Source organism: Streptomyces sp. NPDC090088 (assembly GCF_044747345.1).
Taxonomy (GTDB): Bacteria; Actinomycetota; Actinomycetes; order Streptomycetales; family Streptomycetaceae; genus Streptomyces.
The window spans coordinates 644,792-668,483 of sequence record NZ_JBIVDZ010000001.1; the positions used below are offsets into that span (position 1 = coordinate 644,792).

The following is a 23,692-nucleotide window of genomic DNA, read 5'->3' on the forward strand; positions in this document are numbered from 1 at the left end:
AAGAAGGAGCGGACGGGCGATGGGCGACGACAGGGCCGAGCGGATAGCGGAGTTCATCGAGCCTCTGCGGGTCGAGCCCGGGAGCAGGGTGCGGCTGGGCGAGGACTTCGACCCCGGCTACAAGGCCGGCATCCGCAAGAAGAAGGACGGCGTCGAACTGCTCCGGAGCGGTATCGAGCTGCTCGCCGACTACCAGCGTCGGCTGGCCGCCCAGGACACCTACGGAGTGCTGCTGTGCCTGCAGGCCCTGGACGCCGGAGGCAAGGACGGCACCATCCGCCATGTGATGAGCGGAGTGAACCCGCAGGGCGTGCGGGTGTCCGGCTTCAAGGTGCCCTCGGACGAGGAACTCGACCACGACTACCTGTGGCGTTACGCCCGCGAGCTGCCCCGGCGCGGCGAGATCGGCATCTTCAACCGCTCCCACTACGAGGAAGTACTGGTGGTGCGGGTCCATCCGGAGAACCTGCGGCGGGAGAAGCTGCCCGACGCGGCACGCGGCCCCGACGTGTGGCAGCGGCGCTACCGGGAGATCAACGACTGGGAGCGCTGTCTGAGCGACAACGGCTTCAGGGTCGTCAAACTGTTTCTGAACCTTTCGAAGGAAGAACAGCGCATCCGTTTTCTGAAACGCATCGATGTTCCCGAACGGAACTGGAAGTTCTCGTCGGCCGACGTGCGTGAGCGGGCGCGGTGGGACGACTATCAGCGGGCGTTCTCGCAGATGCTCTCCGCCACCAGTACGGAATGGGCGCCCTGGTACGTCGTTCCCGCCGACCACAAGTGGTTCGCCCGGGTGTGCGCGGCCGCCGTACTGGCGCACACCCTCATCGACATCGACCCCCGGTACCCGGAGGTCAGCGACGCGACCCGCCGTGAACTGGCCGAGGTCAGACGGGAACTGGAGGCGGAGGCGCCCGAGGGGGCGGCGGCGGATCCCTGTGCGGCGGAGGCCGGAGCGGGCGAGAGGAAGCGGAAGAAGAAGCACAAGAAGCACCGGTGACGGGGGCGGGCGAGCAATGGGGGCGGGCGAACAACGGGGGCCGGGAACGGAGGCACGTTCATGACCGCGGAGACAGACGCTTCGCAGGACCGGGCAGCCGACGGCCGGTTGTGGTACGCGTGTCCGCCGCAGGAGGTGGCCGCGGCGTTCGAGGTGGATCCGGCCGCCGGACTGTCCGCCGCGCGGGCCGCGGAACTGCTGAGTACGCACGGCCCGAACGCGCTGCCCGAGGAGAAGGCGACGCCGGGCTGGCGCCGCTACCTGGCCCAGTACCGCAGCTATATGCAGCTGGTCCTGGTGAGCGCCGCCGTGGTCTCGCTCGTCATCAAGGAGTGGAGCACCGGAGTGCTGCTGCTGGTCCTGACCGTCGTCAACGCGGTCGTCGGGATGCGCCAGGAGGGCAAGGCGGACAGCGCCATGAACGCGCTGAAGTCGATGATGAAGGCGACCGCGCGGGTGCGCAGGGACGGCACGGAGTCGAAGATCCCGGCCGAGCAGGTCGTCCCGGGTGACGTGGTGCTGCTCGCGGCGGGCGACGAGGTGCCGGCGGACGGCCGGATCGTCCTGGCGAACGCCCTGCAGATCGACGAGTCGGCGCTGACCGGCGAGAGCGTGCCGGCCGCGAAGGAGACGGGCACCCTCACCGGTACCGACCTGCCGCCCGGCGAACGCCACAACATGGCGTTCATGAACACGCCCGTCACCCACGGCAGCGGCACGGTGGTGGTCACGGCCACCGGCGCGGACACCGAACTCGGCCGGATCTCCGGCATGTTGTCGAGCACCCGCCGGGAGGCCTCGCCGCTGACCCGGGAGATGGACCGGCTCACCCTGTGGATCACGGGCACGGCCGGGCTGACGATGATCCTGATGTTCGTGCTGGGCCGCAGCCGGGGGACGGCGTGGGACGCGCTGTTCGTCAGCGCCGTCTCGCTGGCGATCGCCGCCATCCCGGAGGCCCTGCCCACCGTGTCCCAGACGATCCTGTCCATCGGCGCCGTCGACCTGTCCCGGCGCCAGGCGATCGTGAAGGACCTGCCGTCGGTGGAGGCGCTGGGGTTCACCTCGGCGATCAACTCCGACAAGACCGGCACGCTCACCATGAACCAGATGACCGCCGTGGAGGTCGTCGACCCCGGCGACCGCTACACCGTCTCCGGCACCGGTTACAGCCTGGTGGGCCGGATCCAGCACGCGGTCGGCAGCGCACCGGACATGACGGACGCGATCCTGCCCTACCTGGTCGCCAACGACGCCCGGCTGGTGGACGGCAAGGTGGTCGGCGACCCCACCGAGGGCGCCCTGCTGGTCCTCGGCCACAAGGCCGGACTGGACGTCGACGCCACCAGGGAGCGGCTGCCACGGCTGGCCGTCCTGCCCTTCGACCCCTCCTACAAGCTGATGGCCACCTTCAACCGGGCCACCGACGAGACCGGCCGGCCCGTCGTGCGCTGCTTCGTGAAGGGTGCCGCGCCCGCCATGATGGACCGCGCGGCGACCGCCCTGCGCCAGGGCGCGTCCGTGCCCTGGGACGACGCGCTGCGGCAGCGGGCGCAGGAGCACGTCGAGCGCATGGGCGGCGAGGGCCTGCGGGTGATGGCCGCCGCCCGCCGGGACCTCGACCCGGCCGCCTTCGACCCGGAAGGCGATCTGCTCGGCTATGTCACCGACCTGCAGATGACCAGCCTGGTCGGGATGGTCGACCCGCCCCGCGCGGAGTCGAAGGCCGCGGTCGCCGACGCGCAGGCCGCGCACATCAGGGTCCGGATGGTCACCGGCGACGACGTCGTCACCGGCGCCGCCATCGCCCGCCAGCTCGGCATCGAGGGCGAAGCCATGCTGGGCGCGGAGTTCGCCGCCCTGCCGGAGAGCGAACGGCTCGCCAGGATCGACGGCATCGGTGTCGTCGGCCGGGTCGCGCCCGAGCACAAGGTGCTGCTCGCCGAGACCCTGAAGAAGAAGGGCGGTGTCGTCGCCATGACCGGCGACGGCGTCAACGACGCCCCCGCCATCAAGGCGGCCGACGTCGGTATCGCCATGGGCTCCGGCACCGAGGTCGCCAAGAACGCCGGCCGTATGGTGCTCGCCGACGACAACTTCGCCACGATCGTCTTCGCCGTCGAGCAGGGCCGCAAGATCTACGACAACCTCACCAAGTACATCCGTTTCGTGCTCGTCCTGCTCGTGGTGTTCGTGCTGACGTTCCTCGGCGCGACCCTGTTCGACATCGCCGCCGGGGAGCCCTTCACCCCCGCTCAGGTGCTGTGGATCCACTTCTTCGTCAACGCGGCCTTCGGCTTCGCGCTCGGCTTCGACCGGCAGAGCCCCGGCCTGATGGCCCGCAGGCCCCGCCCGCGCGGCGCGCATGTGCTGTCCCGGGGCGTGATGCTCACCGTCGGCCTGTCCGGTCTCGCGATCACCATCGGGCTGCTCTGCCTGATCGAGCTCGGCACGACCCGCTACGACAGTGTCGCGATCGGCCAGTCGATGGCGTTCACCTCCTTCGCGCTCTGCCTGATCGTGGCCGCCCTGGAGTGCCGCAGCGAGCGGGACACCGTGCTCACCACCGCCAGCTTCGACAGCAAGCAGATGAACCGGGCCATGCTGATCGAGTTCGTGCTCGCGGTCCTGGTCACGCAGATGGACGTCTTCCGCAGGCTGCTCGGCACGACCGAACTGGACCTGGCCCAGTTCGCCTGGGCGCTGGTCCCCGCGCTCGTGCTGCTGGCGCTCTGGGAGACCGGCAAGTTCCTCGCCCGCTGGAACGGCAGGCCCACCGCGCGGACCTGACGCCGGCCCGCTGCGAGGTCACGCTGTGAGGTCTCCCACGAACTCTTGTCGCAGCCGGACACCGGTACCTAAATTCGGTCATATGTCCGCCAAAGATGACTCCCTTCCCACCGAGCCGGTCGACTTCGCCGTCGATCTCACCGGTCATGAGATGACCCGGCGGGCCCACGTCATGAACGCACTCGGCGCCGAGTGGGACCCCGTCGAGGTGATGCGCGGCGAGGAGGAGGCCTACGACCGGCTGTACTCCGGCCTCGACCAGGAACAGCAGCGGCTGTACGACACCCTCGTCGCCGCCGGCGTTCTCCCGCGACGCGGGGGCGACGCGGCTTCCGGCTGAGCCTCCCTCCCGCCTCCAGCCTCCCGTCCCGCCTCCAGCCTCCTGGCCGCCTCCGGGCCCTTGGGGGCCTGCCGGGTCCTCCCGGCGCCCCTGACCGGGTTCCGGTGCGCCATGCGCGTGTGCCGGTGCCGACGTGCCGGTGCGGTGATTGTGTCCGGCACCGGTGACGGCCACCGTGAACGGGTGGTTCTCGTTCCGGGCCTGCTGTGGCGGCGGGGTGCGGTGAGCCGGGGCGTGGGCGCGGGGCTCGCCGCCGGTGTCTTCCTCGGGGCCTTCGTGCTCGTCGAGTCGGGTTCGTGGGCGGGCGCCCTGGTGGTCCTCGTCGTGCTGAGCGTGTTCTACGGGATCCGTGTGGCGCGCCGGATGGACCGGCTCTGGCCGGCGGGCCGCGCCCTGGACGACGCCGGCCGCGCCGCCGTCGTACGCGCCACCCGTCGGGGCGAGGCCGTCGGGGACCCATTGCTGGCGGCCTCGGTCGCCGGGTACGCCGACGCGCTGCGGCGGGCCGCCGAGGAGGACCGGGTGCGCCGCCCGGTCGTCCTGCTCGTCACCGGGTGCGCGGTGCTGCTCGCCGTGTACGACACCCTGCGCGGTTCCACCGGCGAGACGGTCGTCTCGTGGCTGGTGGTCGTGCTGTTCCTGGCGGACCTGCTCTGGTGGCCCCGCGCCCGGGCCCGTCTGCTGACCCGGGCCGCCCGGGCGGAGGCGGCGGCCCGTCCCGCGGCCGGTGGGCCCGGTGGATGAGGGCGGTCAGTCGGTCGAGTCCATGAAGGCGAGCATGCGGCGGTTGACGTCGTCCGCGTGGTCGATCTGCGGCCCGTGACCGGTGCCCTCGACGATCTCGGCCCGGGCGCCCGGTATCAGCCGGGGTACGCGCTCCAGCTGGCGCCGCGGGTGCACGAGCAGACTGCGCCTGCCGAGGACCAGGTAGAGCGGGGTGCGAATGGTGGACAGCTCGTCCTCGGTGAGGGGGAGCGGGGCCGGGCGGCGGATGCGGTACGCGCGGACGCTCAGCCGGATCATCCTGCGCAGCTCCGGCACGACGAGCACCGGCTGCTCCAGCCAGGCCGCGAGGCGCGGGCGCAGCGCCTTGGGGGCGGACGTCGCGAACAGGCCGGCGAAGATCCAGACGAAGAAGCGCAGTCCCACCTTCTCCAGGCCGCCCGGGTCGAGCAGGGTCACCGAGGCCAGCCGCTCCGGCCTGCGGTGCGCCTCGTTGAGCGCGAGCCAGCCGCCGTAGGAGGAACCGACCAGGTGCACCCGGTCCAGGCCGAGCCCGGCGAGGGTCTCGTCGAGCCATCGCGCGGCCCGCTCGGGCTGGTGGATGGGGGTGTGCTGGACGCTGCGGCCGGGGTCGCCCGGGGTGTCGAGCGCGTGGACCGGGCGCTCGGCGGCGAGGGCGCGGGTGTTCGGGTACCACATGGCGGAGCAGGAGCCCGCTCCGTGCACGAGAACGACGGGGGTGCGGGCGGCGGCGGCCGGGTCCGCCGGGTCGTAGCGGTAGACGTGGGTGGTGCCGAAGGAGGTCTCCACGTCGGTCTCGGCCGTCGCGGGAGCGCCCAGTGCGGAGAGCGCCGCGCAGGCCTCGAAGTAGCGGTCGCGCCGGGCGTCGCTCACATAACGGCCGACGTCGGGCTGGGTGCGGACAGCGGTCTGGGTCACGGCCACCTCCGGGGATCGGATTCTTCATGATACGACCGTACCACGATGGTGGTACAGCCGTATCATCAAATTCTCCGGGTGTGGACAACCGGGTGTGGACAACCGACGAGAGGGGCGGCCGATGCCCAGGCGTGTGGACCATGCGGAGCGGCGCGCCGAGATCGCCGAGGCGCTCGTCCGGGTCGCGGGGCGGCGCGGGCTGCACGCCGTGGGGATGCGGGACGTGGCGGCGGAGGCCGGGGTGTCCCTGCGGCTGGTGCAGTACTACTTCGAGACCAAGGAGAAGCTGCTGCTCCACGGACTGCGGTGGCTGACCGAGCGGTTCGGGGAGCGGGTCGCCGCCCTGGTCCGGGACGCCGGGGACGCGCCGCCGCCGCGCGCGCTGGTCGAGGCCCTGCTCACCGCGGCGCTGCCGACCGACCTGGAGAGCCGCACCTTCCACCTGCTGCACACCTCGTACGCCGTCCTGGCCGTGACGGACCCGGCCCTCGCCGCCCAGCCGTTCCTCAAGGACCCGGACGCCGCCGAACGCGTGCTGACCGAACTCCTCGGGCAGGCGCGGGAGTCGGGCCTGACCCGCCCCGGTGTCGACCCGGGGATGGAGGCGATCGGCCTGCTCGCCATGTCCGCGGGTCTCGGCACCGGCGTCCTGGCCGGCCAGCGCACGCCGGAATCCGCCGCCGCCGTCCTCGCGCACCACCTGGACCGGATCTTCCGCCCGGCAGCGAAACCGTGACACGGCCGCCATGGAAGGCGGACCCGCGCGGCCGCACAATCGGGAATCCGAAGACCGGGAAGAAACGGGGGAGTCGACGGACATGGAACTGGAACTCGGTTACGACCTGCTGGGCGGCCGGCTCCGCAGCATCGGGGACGTGGAACTCACCTACGGCCGATGGGGCGGCAGGCCGCACGCGCTCGGCCCGCATCCGCTGGAGTACGACTTGCTCGGCAGCCGGCTGCGGTGGATCGGCGACATCGAGATCGGATACGGCCGCCTGGGCAGCGTCCCGAGGACGTTCGGGACCTGGGACCTCGACTGCGCCGCCTGGTCCGGCATCCCGCGCACCATCGGTCCCTACGCGATCGACCACCCCCGGTTCAGCGGCCGGGCCCGCGCGGTCGGCCCGATCGAGATCTCCTACGACCTGCTGGGCAGCCGTGCCCGCCGCATCACCCTGCCCAAGGGCTGGACCGCCGTTCCCGACGACCTCCTGCGCGTCCTCTTCCTGGTCCTGCACCTCCAGACGGAACGCAACAAGAGTTCCTCCGCGTCCTCCTGAGCGGAAAAAGACCGAAGGCCCGCCGGAAAGATCCGGCGGGCCTTCGACATGACGCTCGGTCAGACGGCGCCCGAGTACTTCGGGTTGGTGCCGTACTGGTTCTGCTCCGGCTTGCCCTCGGAGGCGAGCCAGACGATCAGGATGATCGTGCCGATCAGCGGGATGAGGGCGATCAGGATCGCCCAGCCCGAACGGCCGGTGTCGTGCAGCCGGCGAACCGCGACGCCCAGGCCGGGCAGGAAGACCGCGAGGCTGTAGATCGCGCCGAGGGCGGCGAAACCGATGACCCGTCCGACGATCGCCAGCACGATGCTGATGATCACGTTGAACAGGAAGAACATCCAGTATTCCTGACGGCGCGCACGGCCGCTGAACACCGCGTACTTCTTCAGTACGTCCACGTACCAGTTCATTACTCGTCCCCCAAGGATCAAGAACTTGACTGGCCCCCAGCAAATCAAGCCGAGTTGGCCGATTCCATTCAAATTGGCGTGCGCGGGTCAACTGTTATCTTGTCGCCGCCGTACGGTGATCAAGGGGGGCGGATCGCGGCCGCGCGGCGCGCGATAGCGTCATTCCGGCCATGGACATGCAGAAACAAGCGCAGCGGCGAGCGCAGACGCGGCCCCCCGAGGGATGCCTCGTCGTCGCCATCAGAATTCCCGTCCGGATCTCCGTGTTCCTGGTGGTGCTGCCGGTACGCCTGCTCTGGGACGCGTGCGCCGCCGCCGCACGGTTCCTGGGGCGGTACGTCCTCGTCCCCGTCGCCCGCTTCCTGTGGCGTCATGTCCTCACCCCGACGGGACACGCGATCGGCTGGATCCTGCACCGGCTCCTCGTCCTCCCCCTGATCTGGCTCTACCGCCACCTGCTCACGCCCCTCGGCCACGCCCTCGCGTGGCTCCACGCGCGCGTGCTCACCCCGATCGGCCACGCCCTCCTACGGCTCCTCACCCCCGTCGCGACCGCCGTCGCCCGGGTGTTCGACCGACTCGCCACCGCCCTCGCCCGGACCGCGCGGGTGCTCCTCGTCCTGCCCGCCCGCGCCCTGTGGCGCTGGATCCTCACCCCGGTCGGCCGCGTCCTCGGCATCGTCCTGCGGGAGATCGGGGACGCCCTCGGACACGCCTGGCGGGCCGCCGGGTACGTCGCACGGGCCGCCGGACGGGTTCTCGCGACCCTCTTCCGGTGGATCTTCCAGGAACCCGCCCGCTGGGTGTACCGGACCGTCCTCACCCCGGTCGGACACGTCGTGCGCGACCTCGTCCTGCGCCCCGCCGCCCAGGCCGCACGGGCCGTCGGCCGCGCCGTCGGCCAGGCCCGCGCGGACCTCAGGCGGGCCCTCTTCGGCGAGCCCGTCCCGCCGGTCGCCGTCCACAGCCGGGAACCCGTGAGCCGCGACGCACGTACTCTTGATGGATAGCACCGCACAGCAGCACGGCCGGCCACGGCACGGCTGCTCTCACGAGAACCACGAAGGACTGACGACACTGGGCAAGCGACAGCCCGAAGGCCCGCCGCCCGCACCCGCGGTACAGCGCATCCGACTGCGCTACACCAAGCGCGGCCGCCTCCGGTTCACCAGCCACCGTGACTTCCAGCGCGCCTTCGAGCGTGCGCTGCGCCGCGCCGAGGTGCCCATGGCCTACTCGGCGGGGTTCACACCGCACCCGAAGGTGTCGTACGCCAATGCCGCACCCACCGGCACGGGCAGCGAGGCCGAGTACCTGGAGATCGCGCTCACCGCACCCCGTGACCCGGAGCGGCTGCGCGCACTGCTCGACGAGTCCCTGCCCACTGGGCTGGACATCGTCGACGCGGTCGAGGCACGGACGTCCGGGCTGGCCGACCGGCTCACCGCCTCCGTGTGGGAGCTCCGGCTGACCGGCCAGGACCCGGCGGAGGCCGAGAAGGCCGTCGCCGCGTTCAACGCCGCCGAGTCCGTCGAGGTCAGTCGCACCACCAAGAACGGCGTCCGCACCTTCGACGCCCGCCCCGCCGTCGTACAACTTGAAACACGGAGTGAAACGGCTGATAGGCCGACCGACCAGCCCTGTGCGATACTGCGGCTGGTTGTTCGGCACGTGACGCCTGCCGTACGACCCGACGACGTCCTGTCCGGTCTCCGCGCCGTGGCCGACCTGGCGCCGCCGGTCCCCGCAGCGGTGACCAGGCTGGCGCAGGGGCTGCTCGATGAAGAGACCGGCACGGTGACCGACCCGCTCGCGCCCGACCGCGAGGCAGAGGCGGCCCTTTCGAAGGCCGAACCCGCTGCCGCCGCGACGGCGCCGGCGTAAGGAAGGTCCCGCGAAGGACGGACGTCGTAGCGCAGCCCTCGTACTCGGGAGCCACCTGGGTCGGGCAGCGCACCGACCAGAAGACTTTCGCCAGGCCGTCCGCGACAAGGCGTACGGAACCGGCGAGACAGGACACAGAGAGCTCCTGTGCGGCGCCCGCGCCCCACACGGCGGCACCGCGCATCGCGCGAGCCGCGGACGTCACCGGCGGTCGCTCGACTCGATCGACGCCGGACCAGGCGCGGCGCCCGGGAGCCTGACGGGAGAAACGCCCGCATGCTCGAACCGACCGAGCCCACCGAGGGCTCCGAACTGAACACCCCCAGCGACACCCTGCCGCCGCGCAGGCGTCGCCGTGCCGCGTCCCGCCCCGCGGGACCGCCCGTCGCGGGCGAGGCCGTGAGCGAGACCACCGAGGCCACCGCGCCGGCCATACCGGCCGACGCCTCCGCCGAGGCCGCGGTGGCCGGCGGGACCTCCGAGCCCGCCGAGGCCGTCGAGGAGACGGCACCCGCACCGCGTACGCGCCGCCGTGCCACCCGTAAGGCCTCCGCGCCCGCCGGTGCCCCGGCCGCCGCCGAGGACGCGGAGACGGTGGCCGCCGTGGTCACCGAGCCCGCCGAGACCACCGTCGCCGACGAGGCGGCCGCCGAGAGCGGTGAGGACACCGCTCCGCGTCGTACCCGCCGCCGGGCCACGCGCCGCGCCTCCGCGCCCGCCGGTGCCCCGGCCGCCGTCGAGGAGACCACCCCCGTGGCCGAGACCGAGCAGACCGAGCAGACCGAGGAAGAGGCGGAGGAGACGGTCGAGGCCGTCGAGACTGCCGAGGTCGCCGAGGAGGTGGCGCCCGCTCCGCGTGCGCGTCGCCGCGCCACCCGCCGGGTCTCCGCGCCCGCCGGTGCCCCGGCCGACGAAGAGGCCACGACCGTCGTCGCCGCAGAGGCCGCGGCGGAGGTGGCGCCCGCTCCGCGTGCGCGTCGCCGTGCCACCCGCCGGGTGACCGCGCCCGTCGGTGCGCCCGAGGCCACCGAGACGGCCGTCGCCGAGACGACTGCTGCCGCCGCGCCCCAGGCCGAGGCCGTCGAGGCACCGGTTGCCGAGGCCGCCGCGCCCGCCGCCGCCCCCGAGGCCGCCGAGGCCGAGTCCCCGCGTCGCCGTCGCAGGGTCGTACGCCAGGCCGCCACCGGGTTCTCCGAGCCCCCCGCCGCGGCCTCCGAGGACGAGCCGCAGCGCCGTCCGGCCCGGCCCGCCGTCGCCGTCTTCCAGGCGCCCGTGTTCGCCGAGCCGCAGTTCCAGACCCCGCAGCGCGCCGCCGCGGCAGCCGCTGCCGAGGCCGCAGGCGCGGAGGAGCCCGAGGAGTCCCCGGCCCCGGCGGCGACCGCGGCGCCGACCGCCTCCGGCGCGTCCGCGTTCGCCGCGGAGCCCGCCGAGCAGGCCGAGGCCGGTTCGCGCCGCCGCCGTCGCCGCCGGGGTGCCGTCGAGGAGGCCCCGGTCGTCGAGGCCGCCGCCGAGGACGAGACCGAGGAGCCCGAGGAGTCCGTCGAGGACGCCGCCGACGGTGAGGACGAGACCGAGGAGTCCGGCTCCCGCCGTCGCCGCCGCCGCGGTGGCCGTCGCCGCCGTCGCGGTGACGCCTTCGACGGCGAGGGTGCCGAGGCCGACGAGCTCGCCGCCGAGCAGGCGGAGCAGGATGCCGAGGACACCGCCGAGCAGGAGGAAGAGGACGAGGACGAGGCCCACGACGAGGCCGGCGGCTCCTCCTCCAGCAGCCGTCGCCGCCGTCGTCGCCGGCGTCGCGCGGGGGACACCTCCGTCGACACCGAGCCCGACGAGGGCGACCCGGAGCGCACCGTCGTCAAGGTCCGCGAGCCCCGCAAGCCCTCCGAGCCGTCCGACGAGGTCCAGTCCATCAAGGGCTCGACCCGCCTGGAGGCCAAGAAGCAGCGCCGCCGCGAGGGCCGCGAGCAGGGCCGCCGCCGCGTCCCGATCATCACCGAGGCCGAGTTCCTCGCCCGCCGCGAGGCCGTCGAGCGCGTGATGGTCGTCCGCCAGCACGGCGACCGCACCCAGATCGGCGTCCTGGAGGACGGCGTGCTCGTCGAGCACTACGTCAACAAGGAGCAGGCCACCTCGTACGTCGGCAACGTCTACCTGGGCAAGGTCCAGAACGTGCTGCCGTCCATGGAGGCCGCCTTCATCGACATCGGCAAGGGCCGCAACGCCGTCCTGTACGCCGGTGAGGTCAACTTCGAGGCGCTCGGCATGGCCAACGGGCCGCGCCGCATCGAGGCCGCCCTCAAGTCCGGCCAGTCGGTCCTCGTCCAGGTGACGAAGGACCCGATCGGCCACAAGGGCGCCCGCCTCACCAGCCAGGTCTCCCTCCCGGGCCGCTACCTCGTGTACGTCCCCGAGGGCTCGATGACCGGCATCAGCCGCAAGCTGCCCGACACCGAGCGCGCCCGGCTGAAGACCATCCTCAAGAAGATCGTCCCCGAGGACGCGGGCGTCATCGTGCGCACCGCCGCCGAGGGCGCGAGCGAGGACGAGCTGCGCCGCGACGTCGAACGCCTGCAGGCGCAGTGGGAGGACATCCAGAAGAAGTCGAAGAACGGCAACGCCCCGACGCTGCTGTACGGCGAGCCGGACATGACCGTCCGGGTCGTCCGCGACATCTTCAACGAGGACTTCTCCAAGGTCGTCGTCAGTGGTGACGAGGCCTGGGAGACCGTCCACGGCTACGTCTCGCACGTGGCGCCCGACCTCGCGGGACGCCTGTCGAAGTGGACCTCCGAGGTCGACGTCTTCGCCACGTACCGGATCGACGAGCAGCTGTCCAAGGCGCTGGACCGCAAGGTCTGGCTGCCGAGCGGCGGTTCGCTGGTCATCGACCGGACCGAGGCGATGGTCGTCGTCGACGTCAACACCGGCAAGTTCACCGGCCAGGGCGGCAACCTGGAAGAGACCGTCACCAGGAACAACCTGGAGGCGGCCGAGGAGATCGTCCGCCAGCTGCGGCTGCGCGACCTCGGCGGCATCATCGTCATCGACTTCATCGACATGGTCCTGGAGTCCAACCGGGACCTGGTGCTGCGACGCCTGCTCGAATGCCTCGGGCGGGACCGCACGAAGCACCAGGTGGCCGAGGTGACCTCGCTGGGGCTCGTCCAGATGACCCGCAAGCGGGTCGGACAGGGCCTGCTGGAGTCGTTCTCCGAGACCTGCGTGCACTGCAACGGCCGGGGCGTCATCGTCCACATGGAGCAGCCGGGCTCCAGCGGCGGCGGTGGCGGCGGCAAGCGCAAGAAGCGCGGCCGTGGCGGCGACGGACACGAGCACGACCACGAGACGCACGAGGTCGTGGCCGACGGGGCCGTCGAGCACGCCGAGGCCGTCCACGCGGTCGAGTCGGCCGCGGAGGTCGCGGCCGAGGCCGCCGCGCCCGTCGCGCTGCCCGCGCCGGACTTCGAGCCGGACGAGGAGCTGTACAGCAGCGTCGCCGAGGCGGAGGCCGCGGCCGGCCGCGGCCGCAGCCGTCGCCGGGCCGGTCGCCGGGCCTCGGCCCCGGCCGGTGCGCCCAAGCAGCGCGCGGGACGGGACCGGGCCGCCGCCGAGGCGCCCGCCGCCCAGGCCGCACCGGCTGCCGCCGAGGCCGAGCGCGAGGTGCTGCCGGAGCCGGCCGCCGAGGCGTACGCCGAGCCGGTAGCCGTGGAGGATCCGGTGGTCGAGGCCCCGGAGGCTCCCGAGGCCCCGGTCGTGGAAGAAGCCGCGCCCAAGGGCCGTACGCGTCGGCGCGCGACCCGCAAGGTGTCGGCGCCCGCCGGTTCCCCGGCGGGGGCCGAGGCGGCGACCGTGGTGACCGTCGTCGCCGAGAGCGCGCCGGTCGCGGAAGCGGTGGCCGAGCCGGTGGCGGAGGCGGTGACGGAGCCCGAGGCGGCCGCGCCCGCCGAGAGCGCCGCTCCGGCCCGTCCGCGCCGCCGCGCGGTGCGCAAGACCGCCGCGCCGACCGCGTCCGAGGAGACGGCCGTCGTGGTCGTCCCGACGGCGGAGGCGGAGCAGGCGGAGGCGCCGGTCGCCGAGGAGACCGTCGAAGCGGCTGTCGAGGAGACCGTCGAGGAGGCCGTCCCGGCCAAGAAGACGGCCCGTAAGACGGCTGCCAAGAAGACGGCGGCGAAGAAGACGGCCGCCAAGAAGACCGTCGCCAAGAAGACGGCGGCGAAGAAGACGACGACGGCCAAGAAGGCGGTCAAGACCGCCAAGACGGCCGCCGCGAAGTCGACGGCGAAGAAGACCACCACGGTCGCCACCGCCTCCGACGAGGGCTGACACCCGGGTGCGGGGCCGGTCGCGGAGACCGGCCCCGCACTCCGTTGGGCCCGGTCCGCGTGACCGGCCCCACATCCCCCGGGGCCCGGTTTGACCCCCTCGGCCACCGCCCCGTAACCTTGACCGTCGGCGTGTCCATGGATATGAGGACGCGCCACATCCCCGTAAACCTCTTCCTTCGGAGCACAGGGTGTTCCGGAGAGGCGGCCCGTGTTCGCCGGGCGGCTGGACTGCGGGGGTGCCGTTCCCGAGCGAGAGAGTGAGATCCGCGTGTACGCCATCGTGCGCAGCGGTGGTCGCCAGCACAAGGTTGCTGTCGGCGACATCGTTGAGGTTGACAAGATTTCCACTGCCAAGGTTGGCGACACGGTCGAGCTCTCGACCCTGCTCGTTGTCGACGGCGAGGCCGTGACCAGCGACCCGTGGGTGCTGGCCGGCATCAAGGTCCAGGCCGAGGTCGTGGACCACCACAAGGGCCAGAAGATCGACATTCTGCGCTACAAGAACAAGACCGGTTACCGCCGTCGCCAGGGCCACCGCCAGCAGTACACGGCGATCAAGGTCACTGAGATCCCCACGGCTGCGAAGTAAGGGACTGAGAACAGATGGCACACAAGAAGGGCGCATCGTCCACCCGGAACGGTCGCGACTCCAATGCCCAGCGGCTCGGCGTGAAGCGCTTCGGCGGTCAGGTCGTCAACGCGGGTGAGATCCTGGTTCGCCAGCGCGGCACCCACTTCCACCCGGGTGCGGGCGTCGGCCGTGGCGGCGACGACACGCTGTTCGCGCTGCAGGCCGGTTCGGTGCAGTTCGGCACCCACCGTGGCCGCAAGGTCGTGAACATCGTTCCGGTCGCTGCCTGAGTCCTCTGACTCGACGGCTCAGACCGAACGTTTCGCGAGGCGGACCTCACTTCCCGATCGGGAAGGCGGGTCCGCCTTTCGCGTGTTGACATAGGTATTACCCCGCAAGTATCTGGAGGCACAGCACCATGACCACCTTCGTGGACCGCGTCGAGCTGCACATCGCCGCGGGTAACGGAGGCCACGGCTGCGCCTCCGTGCACCGGGAGAAGTTCAAGCCGCTCGGCGGCCCCGACGGCGGCAACGGCGGCCGGGGCGGCGACGTCATCCTGACCGTCGACCAGTCGGTGACGACTCTCCTCGACTACCACCACTCCCCGCACCGCAAGGCCACCAACGGCAAGCCCGGCGAGGGCGGCAACCGCGCGGGCAAGGACGGCCAGGACCTGATCCTGCCGGTGCCCGACGGCACCGTGGTGCTGGACAACGCGGGCAACGTGCTCGCCGACCTCGTCGGCCACGGCACCTCCTACGTCGCCGCCCAGGGCGGCCGTGGCGGCCTCGGCAACGCGGCCCTGGCCAGCGCCCGCCGCAAGGCGCCCGGTTTCGCGCTGCTCGGCGAGCCCGGGGACCTCGGGGACATCGTCCTGGAGCTGAAGACTGTCGCCGACGTGGCCCTGGTCGGCTACCCGAGCGCCGGCAAGTCCTCGCTGATCTCCGTGCTGTCCGCGGCCAAGCCGAAGATCGCCGACTACCCGTTCACCACCCTGGTCCCCAACCTCGGCGTGGTGACCGCCGGCTCCACCGTCTACACCATCGCCGACGTCCCCGGACTCATCCCCGGCGCCAGCCAGGGCAAGGGCCTCGGCCTGGAGTTCCTGCGCCACGTCGAGCGCTGCAGCGTGCTGGTCCACGTCCTGGACACCGCCACCCTGGAGTCCGAGCGCGACCCGGTCTCCGACCTCGACATCATCGAGGAGGAACTCAAGCAGTACGGCGGCCTCGACAACCGGCCCCGGATCGTCGTCCTCAACAAGATCGACGTCCCGGACGGCAAGGACCTCGCCGAGATGGTCCGCCCCGACCTGGAGGCCCGCGGCTACCGCGTCTTCGAGGTGTCCGCGGTCGCCCACCTCGGTCTGCGCGAGCTGACCTTCGCCCTCGGCGAGCTGGTCGGCAAGGCGCGCGCCGCGAAGCCCAAGGAGGAGGCGACCCGCATCGTCATCCGGCCCAAGGCCGTCGACGACGCCGGTTTCACCGTCACCAAGGAGGACGACGGCCTGTACCGGGTGCGCGGCGAGAAGCCCGAACGCTGGGTCCGCCAGACCGACTTCAACAACGACGAGGCCGTCGGCTACCTCGCCGACCGCCTCAACCGCCTCGGCGTGGAAGAGCAGTTGATGAAGGCGGGCGCCCGCTCGGGCGACGGCGTCGCCATCGGCCCCGAGGAGAACGCCGTCGTCTTCGACTGGGAGCCGACCATGATGTCCGGCGCCGAGATGCTCGGCCGGCGCGGCGAGGACCACCGCTTCGAGGAGCAGCGGCCCGCCGTGCAGCGCCGCCGCGACCGGCAGGCGGAACGGGACGAGGCGCTGGGCGAGTACGAGGACTTCGACCCGTTCGAGTAGTCGACCCGTTCGGGTAGTCGACCCGTTCGGGTAGTCGACCCGTTCGAGTAGGCCGCGGCGCGGCGGGGCCGTCTGCCTCACCGCTTCCCGAGGCCCACTGATCTACCGTCAGACCCGTTGTGGCCGGGACCTGTTCCCGGCCGCGACGGGTTTTCTGTTGTCTGCCTAGTTGTCATGCGCACGCATGCCGGTGTTCAGGGGGCGGACCGTCCGGCCGTGGGAGCTTCCGAAGGTCAGACCGTCCAAGAGGCCACTGTGGCAAGGGAGTCCGCGCATGACCGGAGTACCGTCGCCCGATCGACGCCGCTTTCTGACCGCCGGTGCCGCCGTCCTCGGAGCCGCCGCATCCGCCCAGCTCTGGCTGCCGGCCACCGCCCGGGCCGCCGAAACCCCGCTGCCCGACAGCGTGTTCAGCCTCGGCATCGCCTCGGGCGATCCGCTCCCCGACGGCATCGTGCTCTGGACCCGGCTCGCCCCCGACCCCCTCAACGGCGGCGGCATGCCGGACCAGGTGGTCCCCGTCCACTGGGAGATCGCCGAGGACGAGCGCCTCGGCAAGGTCGTCCGCCGGGGCACCGCCCACGCCCGGCCCGAGTACGGGCACAGCGTTCACGTGGATGTACGAGGACTGCGCCCCGGCCGCTCCTACTGGTACCGCTTCCGCGCCGGCGGACAGCTCTCGCCCACCGGACGCACCCGCACCGCGCCCCACCCGCACAGCAGGAACGGCTCCCTGCGCGTGACCCTGGCCTCCTGCCAGAACTGGCAGCACGGCTACTTCACCCCGTACGCCGACATGCTCGCCCAGGACCCCGACGTCGTGCTCTTCGTCGGCGACTACATCTACGAGTCCACCCCGTCCTCCGCCGGCCCGCGCCGGCACGAGGGGGCCGGGGAGCCGTACACCCTGGTCCAGTACCGCAACCGGTACGCCCAGTACCGCAGCGACCCGGACCTCGCCGCGATGCACGCGAACGCGCCCTGGGTGGTCACCTTCGACGACCACGAGGTCGACAACGACTGGGCCGGCGAGATCCCCCAGGATCCCGACAAGCAGTCCCACGACGCGTTCGTCGCCCGGCTGACCGCCGCCTTCCAGGCCTACTACGAGCACATGCCGGTCCGCGCCACCGCGATCCCGGACGGCCCGCACATCCAGATGTACCGCCGCCTGGAGTTCGGCCGGCTGGTCCGGCTCAACGTCCTCGACACCCGCCAGTTCCGCAGCGACCAGGTCACCGGCCAGGCCGCCGCCGAGAACCCCGCGCTCACCATGCTCGGCGCCGGGCAGAAGCAGTGGCTGCTCGACGGGCTGCACGACTCGCCGGCCCGCTGGAACCTGATCGCCTCGCAGATCATGATGGCCGAGACCGACATCCTGCCCGGCGCCGGCAAGCTCTGGTACTACGACGCCTGGGACGGCTACCAGGTCGAGCGCAACGCCCTCCTGGACGAGTTCGCCTCGGTCCGCAACCCCGTCGTGCTCAGCGGCGACCGACACCTGACCATGATCAGCGACCTGAAGAAGGACTTCGCGGACCCCGCGTCGGACGTCGTCGGCGCCGAGTTCGTCGGCACCTCCGTCTCCAGCAACGGCGACCAGGACCAGGCCGCCTTCCACGCCCAGTGGGACCCGCTGAAGGCCGACAACCCGCACTGGAAGGTCATCGACGCCCACCGCGGCTACCACCTCTTCGACATCCGCCGCGACGGCATCGACGCCCAGGTCCGCGTCGTCGACACCGTCGTCCGTCCGCAGGCCGCCGCGAGCACCCTCGCCGCCCTGCGCGTCGAGGCGGGCGAACCGGGCGTACAGGTCGTCTGACGGGCGAAACGGGCGCGCCGAAAGTCAAGTCTGTGTAACAGGAGCCTGGGACTCATCTGTGTCCCAGGCTTCTCTCAGGTGAACCTAAGGTGAAAGTCTTACCTTCCGTTAACCATGGAGACGGACTGTACGAGAGGCGAACCCCCGGTGAACAACGCCCCGATTGGCCCCATCGGTCCCCTGGCCGCCCTGCCGGCCGGTACCCGCCTGCTGCACATCGGCCCGCACAAGACCGGCACCACGGCCATCCAGGGCGCCCTGTTCGCCGCGAAGGACGAGCTGCCCGCGCACGGCGTGGTCTTCCCGGCGACCAGCCGGCACCCGATGGAGGCCGCCCTCGCCGCCTGCGCCCGGCCCGCGATGATGGGCGACACCGTGCCCACCGAGAAGCACTGGACGCGGCTGCTGCAGCAGGTCGAGGCGACCGGATCCCGTACCTCGGTGATCAGCAGCGAGTTCTTCGCCGACGCCCCCGACGACGAGGCGATCGCCCGCATCGTCGAGCAGCTCGGCGGCGAACGCGTCCACATCCTCGTCACCCTGCGCCCGATCGCCAGGATCATGCCCTCGCAGTGGCAGCAGTACGTGCAGAACGGCCTGCGCATGGGCTACGAGGACTGGCTGGACCACATGCTCCGCAAGGCCCCCTACGAGAAGCCCAACCCCAGCTTCTGGCGCCGGCACCGGCACGACCGGCTCGTCGAACGGTGGATCCGCGCGGTCGGCGCGGACCGGGTCACCGTCGTCGTGGTCGACGACCGCGACCGCGACGGACTGATGCGCACCTTCGAGGCCCTCCTCGGACTCCCCGAAAAACTCCTCCAGCCCGTCCCGGACACGGCGAACCGCTCCCTGACCCTCGCCGAGACCGAAATGCTGCGAAAGCTCAACGTGGAATTCCGCGGCAACGGACTGCCCGACGAGCTCTATTCCAAGCTCGTCCGCAACGGCGCCGTCATGCATATGAAGAACGCGTGCAGTCCCACCGACGCCGACGTGAAGATCTCCACCCCCGCCTGGGCCGTCGAGGCCGCCGGCCGCGTCGGCGCCGAGATGGCGGAACGCATCGGCGCCATGGGGGTCCGCGTCATCGGCGACCCGGCCCTGCTCTCCGCCCTGCCCGTCATCCCCAGCCAGCCGGGAGCGCCCGCCGTCGAGGCCCGCATCGCACCCGAGGTGGCCGCCCAGGCCCTGTACGGCGCGCTCGCCGCGGCGGCCGCGGCCCCGGTGCGGCACACCGCCGAGGTGAAGGCCCGCACGGTGCACCAGACGTCCACGAAGGAACTCGTACGGGTCCTGGGGCACCGATGTCTGAAGAAGCTGCGACGCCGCTGAGCTGCTGATCCGAAGAAGCCGAGGCGCCGCCGAGCCTCCAGGGCGCGCACTGTGTCACGCAGAGCGATCGGAATGCGCTGTGTAGTTACTCACAGCAAATTCACGGAACTTCCCCGGAGGTCTGCCGGGCGGTGCCCATCACCAGCGATGCAAGGTGAATGAAAGGTTGCGGGCACATATGCAGCGGACGGCGCTCACCTTGCACAGCGGTTACCGGAAGTGGGACCATTTCCAGGTTCCCTGATGCCCCAAGGTAGGTCACCTGTGTCCCAGCACATAGCCAAGCCCCGAACCACCGCAGTGATCCTGGCCGGTGGCACCGGTCAGCGGGTGGGTCTGTCGATCCCCAAGCAGCTGCTGAAGATCGCCGGCAAGGCAGTCATCGAGCACACCCTGGCCACCTTCGAGCAGGCCGACTCGATCGACGACATCATCGTGCTGATGGCGCCGGGCTACGTCGCGGACGTCGAGAAGATCGTCGACAAGGCCGGGTTCACGAAGGTCAAGAAGATCATCGAGGGCGGCAGCACCCGGAACGAGACCACCGAGCGCGCCATCGAGGCCCTCGGCGAGGGCCTGGCCGAGGGCGAGGACCTCAACGTCCTCTTCCACGACGCCGTACGCCCCCTGCTGTCCCGCCGCGTCATCGACGACTGCGTGACCGCCCTGGAGCGCTACCAGGCCGTCGACGTCGCCATCCCGTCCGCCGACACCATCATCGTCACGCGGACCCACGGCGAGGACGGCGAGTTCATCACCGAGATCCCGGACCGCTCCCGGCTGCGCCGCGGCCAGACCCCGCAGGCGTTCAAGCTGTCCACGATCAAGCGGGCCTACCGGGTCGCCGACGGCGACCCCAACTTCCAGGCCACCGACGACTGCTCCGTCGTCCTCAAGTACCTGCCGGACGTGCCGATCCACGTCGTCGCGGGCGACGAGTACAACATGAAGGTCACCCAGCCGGTCGACGTCTTCATCGCGGACAAGCTCTTCCAGCTCGCCTCCACGGCCGCCCCCGAGCAGAACGGCGAGGACGCCTACCGCGCACTGCTCACCGGCAAGACCGCCGTGATCTTCGGCGGCTCGTACGGCATCGGCAAGGACATCGCCGAACTCGCCGAGTCCTACGGCGCGAACGTCTACGCCCTCGGCCGCTCCACCACCGGCACCCACGTGGAGAACCCGGAGGAGGTCGACGACGCGCTCTCCAAGGCGTACGCCGAGACCGGCCGCATCGACTACGTCGTCAACACCGCGGGCGTCCTGCGCATCGGCAAGCTCGCCGAGACCGACAACGCCACCATCGAAGAGGCGCTGAAGGTCAACTACCTCGCCCCGGTGCAGATCGCCCGCTCCAGCTACAAGTACCTCGCCGAGACCCAGGGCCAGCTGCTGCTCTACACCTCCAGCAGCTACACCCGCGGCCGCGCCGAGTACAGCCTCTACTCCTCGACCAAGGCCGCCATGGTGAACCTCACCCAGGCCCTGTCCGACGAGTGGGCCGGCGACTCCGTCCGGGTCAACTGCATCAACCCCGAGCGCACCGCCACCCCCATGCGCACCAAGGCGTTCGGCCAGGAACCGGCGGGCTCGCTGCTCTCCTCCGAGGCCGTCGCCCGCACCTCCCTCGACGTGCTGCTCTCCGAGCTCACCGGCCATGTCATCGACGTCCGCCAGCAGGACCCGACGGCCGCCGCCGGCCAGGCCTCCGGCTTCGAGCAGGCGCTGGCCAGCGTCCTGGACCGACAGGACGGCGTGGCATAATCGGCAGCCATTAGTCATCTCTTATTCAGGCCTCTGTGGTTGCACGTTCGTGGAGCACTCACAGGGGCCTGAGCCGTAAGAATCCAGATCGACAACCAGCTCGACAACCTTCCAGATCGTCCGCAAGGTCAAATTCAGGCCTTTTTGTCAGCAAAAGGTTCTCCGTGATATCCACCGCTATTCGCGTCGCCCGGGTGGGCAGCGCGGCCGAGCTGGCCGCGGCGGCACTCATGATGCTGGGCTTCCCGGTCCTCATGATCGCCGCGCTCGTCCCGAGCGTGTACGCCTTCGCGGCCGCGGCCGCCGTCACGTACCTGGCGGACCACTACCTGCACCGCAAGGGCAGCTACCTCGTCAGCCGCCTGAGCAAGGTCCGGGCCGGCCTGTCGATCCGCTTCCTGATCCGGCAGCTGCTGCTGATCCTGCTGCTGGCCCGCATGGACCTCCAGAACGGCCTGATCTTCTACGGCGCGATCGCCTGCTTCATCGCCTTCTACGGCCTGCAGGCCCCGCACGGCGCACTGGTCACCCTGATCCGCAACCGCCGCCGGATGCCGGTCGCCACCCGCAACGTCGACCTGAAGTCCCGCATCCGCATCCCGGACGCCCCGCCGCAGGGCCTGCTGGACCGCTCCGCCGAGAAGATGCTCCACCTCGACCTCGCGGCCGTCGTCGGCCTGCTGATCTCGGCGATGACGGACAGCGCGGTCGCCGGTTTCGTCGGCATCGGCATCACCCTCGCCCTGGGCTGCCTCTACGTCCTGGTGCTCATGCCGTACGTGCGCGGCCGCAAGACCCCGCCGGACGCGGACACCGTGCTCGCCGCCGTCGACGACTGGCTCGCCGAGTACCGGCCCGGCACCGTGCTGTACTTCTCCGGCTCCAAGGACTCCGCCTACCAGCTCAACATGTGGCTGGAGACCATGGAACAGCTGGACTCCCGCCCGCTGGTCCTGCTGCGCGAACGCGTCATCCTGCAGAACCTCGCCCCGACCACGGCCCCCGTCATCTGCGTGCCCGGCGGTGTGCACCTGATGAACATGGACCTCTCCACGGTCCGCGTCGCCCTCTACGCCGCCAACGTCGGCAAGAACATCCACCTGCTGCGCGTCCCCACCATGAAGCACGTCTTCATCGGCCACGGCGACAGCGACAAGCTCGCCAGCGTCAACCCGTTCAGCAAGGTGTACGACGAGGTGTGGACCGCCGGCCGCGCGGGCCGCGACCGCTACGCCATCGCCGACGTCGGCGTCCGCGACGACGACATCGTCGAGGTCGGCCGCCCGCAGCTGGCCCCCATCCAGAACCGGCAGGGCGCGGCCGAGGGCCGCATCCCGACCGTGCTGTACGCGCCGACCTGGGAGGGCTGGGACGGCGAACCGGGCAACACCTCCCTGGTTCTCGCCGGCGAGAACATCGTGAAGAAGCTGGTCAAGGCCGACCCGCCGGTCCGTGTCCTCTACAAGCCGCACCCCTTCACCGGCACCGTCAGCGCCGAGGCCGGCGCCGCCCACCGGCGCGTCACCGCCCTCGTCGAGAAGGCCGCCGCGGCGCGCGCCGCCGACCCCCGCTTCACCGTCGACACGGCCGCCCAGACGGCCGCACAGGCCGAGCTGGCCCGTATCGAGGCTCGCCTGGCCGAGCTCACCGGCACCGCCAACGAACGTCGCGACGAGGCCGAGGCCAGCCGCGACGACGTCGTCGACCTGAAGAAGCACGAGGAGATCGCCCGGCTGCGCGCCGAGTGGAACGACGCCCTCTGGCGTTCCTTCCCCGACCACGAGCACCGGGTCGTCACCGGCGCCGAACCGCGCCTGTACGACTGCTTCAACGTCTCCGACGCGATGGTCTCCGACATCTCCAGCGTCGTCTCCGACTTCATCGCGAGCGGCAAGCCGTACGCCGTCACCGACTCCGCCGGCGTCGGCGTGGAGGAATTCAAGCGGGCCAACACCGCCGTGCGGGCCGCCGTGATCCTCTCCAACAGCGCCAAGGAGCTGGGCGGCCTGCTGGACGCCGTACGCGACCCGTCGGCCGACCCGCTGGCCGCGGAGCGGGTCGAGCTCAAGCAGTACCTGCTCGGACCGGACGAGCCGACCTCCATCGAGCAGTTCAACGGAGCCGTCGCCGCCCTCGCCCGCAAGGCCGAGACCCGCAACCTGGGCCAGGAGGCCCGGATCGCGGCCGGTGACATCGAGGCCGCCGAACTCGCCGAGGCGCTGCCCGGGAAGCCGCGGACGGCCGCCGGCGAGGCGGAGGGCGCGACCGCCGGCTGACCCTCCCGGCACGCACATCGAACGGGCTCGGTCCCGGGGACTCCTCCCCGGGACCGAGCCCGTTCGGCGTTTCTCGCCCGGCGGCACGTCCTCTTACTTTTGCTTAGCCGTCCGGGGCGTTTCTTCTTACCTTTCCTTCGCGGTCTTCGGTGAACGGCTCTTACCGAGCTTCCGTACCGTCCGACGTAACCCGCCGTACACCATTCAGCTGTCCGTTAGTCATGTGAGCTGGGCCACTGAAGGCGTGGCCCAAGGCAACCTGCGGCGGCGGTCAGCCATCTAAGACGTTGCGATCCGGGCAACACAGGGGGAGCGCACCATTGACTAGGGGGAAACGTGACCGTCGTTGCGCAGCCTGATGTG

At 71.3% G+C, this 23,692-nt stretch carries 18 protein-coding genes; 16 read left to right on the top strand and 2 right to left on the bottom strand.

Going from position 1 to position 23,692, the window contains the following annotated elements; translation table 11 throughout:
* The first annotated feature begins 19 nt into the window (after nt 1-19).
* The 4 genes from ACIPSJ_RS02985 to ACIPSJ_RS03000 all read left to right on the top strand — a co-directional run bounded on the left by ACIPSJ_RS02985 (nt 20) and on the right by ACIPSJ_RS03000 (nt 4,877).
* The gene (locus ACIPSJ_RS02985) at nt 20-1,003 is read left to right on the top strand and encodes a polyphosphate kinase 2 family protein (RefSeq protein ID WP_401342980.1); all 984 of its coding nucleotides are present in this window, start codon (nt 20-22) and stop codon (nt 1,001-1,003) included.
* 60 nt (nt 1,004-1,063) lie between these two features.
* The gene (locus ACIPSJ_RS02990) at nt 1,064-3,793 is read left to right on the top strand and encodes a cation-translocating P-type ATPase (RefSeq protein ID WP_401342982.1); all 2,730 of its coding nucleotides are present in this window, start codon (nt 1,064-1,066) and stop codon (nt 3,791-3,793) included.
* Between the two features lie 82 nt (nt 3,794-3,875).
* Nucleotides 3,876-4,133: a DUF6400 family protein gene (locus tag ACIPSJ_RS02995; RefSeq protein ID WP_401342983.1), complete on the top strand. Its 258-nt coding sequence runs from the start codon at nt 3,876-3,878 to the stop codon at nt 4,131-4,133.
* Nucleotides 4,134-4,316: 183 nt separating this feature from the next.
* Complete coding sequence (locus tag ACIPSJ_RS03000; RefSeq protein ID WP_401342984.1) at nt 4,317-4,877, top strand: hypothetical protein; 561 nt, start codon at nt 4,317-4,319, stop codon at nt 4,875-4,877.
* A gap of 6 nt (nt 4,878-4,883) precedes the next feature.
* Here the strand turns inward: ACIPSJ_RS03000 and ACIPSJ_RS03005 are convergent, their stop codons facing one another.
* Nucleotides 4,884-5,795 carry an alpha/beta fold hydrolase gene (locus ACIPSJ_RS03005; RefSeq protein ID WP_401342985.1) on the bottom strand — a complete coding sequence of 304 codons (912 nt, stop codon included), beginning with the start codon at nt 5,793-5,795 and terminating at the stop codon, nt 4,884-4,886.
* Between the two features lie 121 nt (nt 5,796-5,916).
* Here ACIPSJ_RS03005 and ACIPSJ_RS03010 point away from each other — a divergent pair, with 121 nt between their 5' ends.
* Both ACIPSJ_RS03010 and ACIPSJ_RS03015 read left to right on the top strand, forming a co-directional pair.
* A complete protein-coding gene (locus ACIPSJ_RS03010) occupies nt 5,917-6,531 on the top strand; it encodes a TetR/AcrR family transcriptional regulator (protein ID WP_401342986.1) in 615 nt (204 codons plus the stop codon).
* Nucleotides 6,532-6,613: 82 nt separating this feature from the next.
* Nucleotides 6,614-7,078 carry a hypothetical protein gene (locus ACIPSJ_RS03015; RefSeq protein WP_401342987.1) on the top strand — a complete coding sequence of 155 codons (465 nt, stop codon included), beginning with the start codon at nt 6,614-6,616 and terminating at the stop codon, nt 7,076-7,078.
* Nucleotides 7,079-7,137: 59 nt separating this feature from the next.
* Here the strand turns inward: ACIPSJ_RS03015 and ACIPSJ_RS03020 are convergent, their stop codons facing one another.
* Nucleotides 7,138-7,491: a DUF805 domain-containing protein gene (locus ACIPSJ_RS03020; protein WP_359221131.1), complete on the bottom strand. Its 354-nt coding sequence runs from the start codon at nt 7,489-7,491 to the stop codon at nt 7,138-7,140.
* A 170-nt stretch (nt 7,492-7,661) separates the two neighbouring features.
* Here ACIPSJ_RS03020 and ACIPSJ_RS03025 point away from each other — a divergent pair, with 170 nt between their 5' ends.
* The 10 genes from ACIPSJ_RS03025 (at nt 7,662) to ACIPSJ_RS03070 (ending at nt 23,329) form a co-directional block, all read left to right on the top strand.
* A complete protein-coding gene (locus tag ACIPSJ_RS03025; RefSeq protein ID WP_401342990.1) occupies nt 7,662-8,501 on the top strand; it encodes a hypothetical protein in 840 nt (279 codons plus the stop codon).
* The gene (locus tag ACIPSJ_RS03030) at nt 8,494-9,375 is read left to right on the top strand and encodes a TIGR03936 family radical SAM-associated protein (RefSeq protein WP_401342991.1); all 882 of its coding nucleotides are present in this window, start codon (nt 8,494-8,496) and stop codon (nt 9,373-9,375) included. The genes ACIPSJ_RS03025 and ACIPSJ_RS03030 overlap by 8 nt, the downstream gene beginning before the upstream one ends.
* 276 nt (nt 9,376-9,651) lie before the next feature.
* A complete protein-coding gene (locus ACIPSJ_RS03035; protein WP_401342993.1) occupies nt 9,652-13,698 on the top strand; it encodes an Rne/Rng family ribonuclease in 4,047 nt (1,348 codons plus the stop codon).
* A gap of 270 nt (nt 13,699-13,968) precedes the next feature.
* Complete coding sequence (rplU, locus tag ACIPSJ_RS03040) at nt 13,969-14,289, top strand: 50S ribosomal protein L21 (RefSeq protein ID WP_345659671.1); 321 nt, start codon at nt 13,969-13,971, stop codon at nt 14,287-14,289.
* Nucleotides 14,290-14,303: 14 nt separating this feature from the next.
* On the top strand, nt 14,304-14,561 hold the full coding sequence (rpmA, locus tag ACIPSJ_RS03045; RefSeq protein WP_355722355.1) for a 50S ribosomal protein L27: 258 nt from the start codon (nt 14,304-14,306) through the stop codon (nt 14,559-14,561).
* A gap of 128 nt (nt 14,562-14,689) precedes the next feature.
* Nucleotides 14,690-16,129 carry a GTPase ObgE gene (obgE, locus tag ACIPSJ_RS03050; protein ID WP_365682634.1) on the top strand — a complete coding sequence of 480 codons (1,440 nt, stop codon included), beginning with the start codon at nt 14,690-14,692 and terminating at the stop codon, nt 16,127-16,129.
* Nucleotides 16,130-16,403: 274 nt separating this feature from the next.
* Nucleotides 16,404-17,954, top strand: a complete 1,551-nt coding sequence (locus ACIPSJ_RS03055) for an alkaline phosphatase D family protein (RefSeq protein WP_401342995.1) — start codon at nt 16,404-16,406, stop codon at nt 17,952-17,954.
* A gap of 114 nt (nt 17,955-18,068) precedes the next feature.
* Entirely contained in the window at nt 18,069-19,289 is a 1,221-nt protein-coding gene (locus tag ACIPSJ_RS03060; RefSeq protein WP_359221115.1) for a hypothetical protein, read from the top strand.
* A gap of 264 nt (nt 19,290-19,553) precedes the next feature.
* Nucleotides 19,554-21,053 carry a bifunctional cytidylyltransferase/SDR family oxidoreductase gene (locus ACIPSJ_RS03065; protein WP_359221112.1) on the top strand — a complete coding sequence of 500 codons (1,500 nt, stop codon included), beginning with the start codon at nt 19,554-19,556 and terminating at the stop codon, nt 21,051-21,053.
* A 164-nt stretch (nt 21,054-21,217) separates the two neighbouring features.
* Entirely contained in the window at nt 21,218-23,329 is a 2,112-nt protein-coding gene (locus tag ACIPSJ_RS03070) for a hypothetical protein (protein ID WP_359221110.1), read from the top strand.
* The last annotated feature ends 363 nt before the right edge of the window (nt 23,330-23,692 follow it).

Excerpts from the sequence above, each read along its gene's own strand:
- ACIPSJ_RS02985 (WP_401342980.1), top strand. The coding sequence starts at position 20 with ATGGGCGACGACAGGGCCGAGCGGATAGCGGAGTTCATCGAGCCTCTG.
- ACIPSJ_RS02990 (WP_401342982.1), top strand. The coding sequence starts at position 1,064 with ATGACCGCGGAGACAGACGCTTCGCAGGACCGGGCAGCCGACGGCCGG.
- ACIPSJ_RS02995 (WP_401342983.1), top strand. The coding sequence starts at position 3,876 with ATGTCCGCCAAAGATGACTCCCTTCCCACCGAGCCGGTCGACTTCGCC.
- ACIPSJ_RS03010 (WP_401342986.1), top strand. The coding sequence starts at position 5,917 with ATGCCCAGGCGTGTGGACCATGCGGAGCGGCGCGCCGAGATCGCCGAG.
- ACIPSJ_RS03015 (WP_401342987.1), top strand. The coding sequence starts at position 6,614 with ATGGAACTGGAACTCGGTTACGACCTGCTGGGCGGCCGGCTCCGCAGC.
- ACIPSJ_RS03020 (WP_359221131.1), bottom strand. The coding sequence starts at position 7,491 with ATGAACTGGTACGTGGACGTACTGAAGAAGTACGCGGTGTTCAGCGGC.
- ACIPSJ_RS03025 (WP_401342990.1), top strand. The coding sequence starts at position 7,662 with ATGGACATGCAGAAACAAGCGCAGCGGCGAGCGCAGACGCGGCCCCCC.
- ACIPSJ_RS03030 (WP_401342991.1), top strand. The coding sequence starts at position 8,494 with ATGGATAGCACCGCACAGCAGCACGGCCGGCCACGGCACGGCTGCTCT.
- ACIPSJ_RS03035 (WP_401342993.1), top strand. The coding sequence starts at position 9,652 with ATGCTCGAACCGACCGAGCCCACCGAGGGCTCCGAACTGAACACCCCC.
- rpmA (WP_355722355.1), top strand. The coding sequence starts at position 14,304 with ATGGCACACAAGAAGGGCGCATCGTCCACCCGGAACGGTCGCGACTCC.
- obgE (WP_365682634.1), top strand. The coding sequence starts at position 14,690 with ATGACCACCTTCGTGGACCGCGTCGAGCTGCACATCGCCGCGGGTAAC.
- ACIPSJ_RS03055 (WP_401342995.1), top strand. The coding sequence starts at position 16,404 with ATGACCGGAGTACCGTCGCCCGATCGACGCCGCTTTCTGACCGCCGGT.
- ACIPSJ_RS03060 (WP_359221115.1), top strand. The coding sequence starts at position 18,069 with ATGGAGACGGACTGTACGAGAGGCGAACCCCCGGTGAACAACGCCCCG.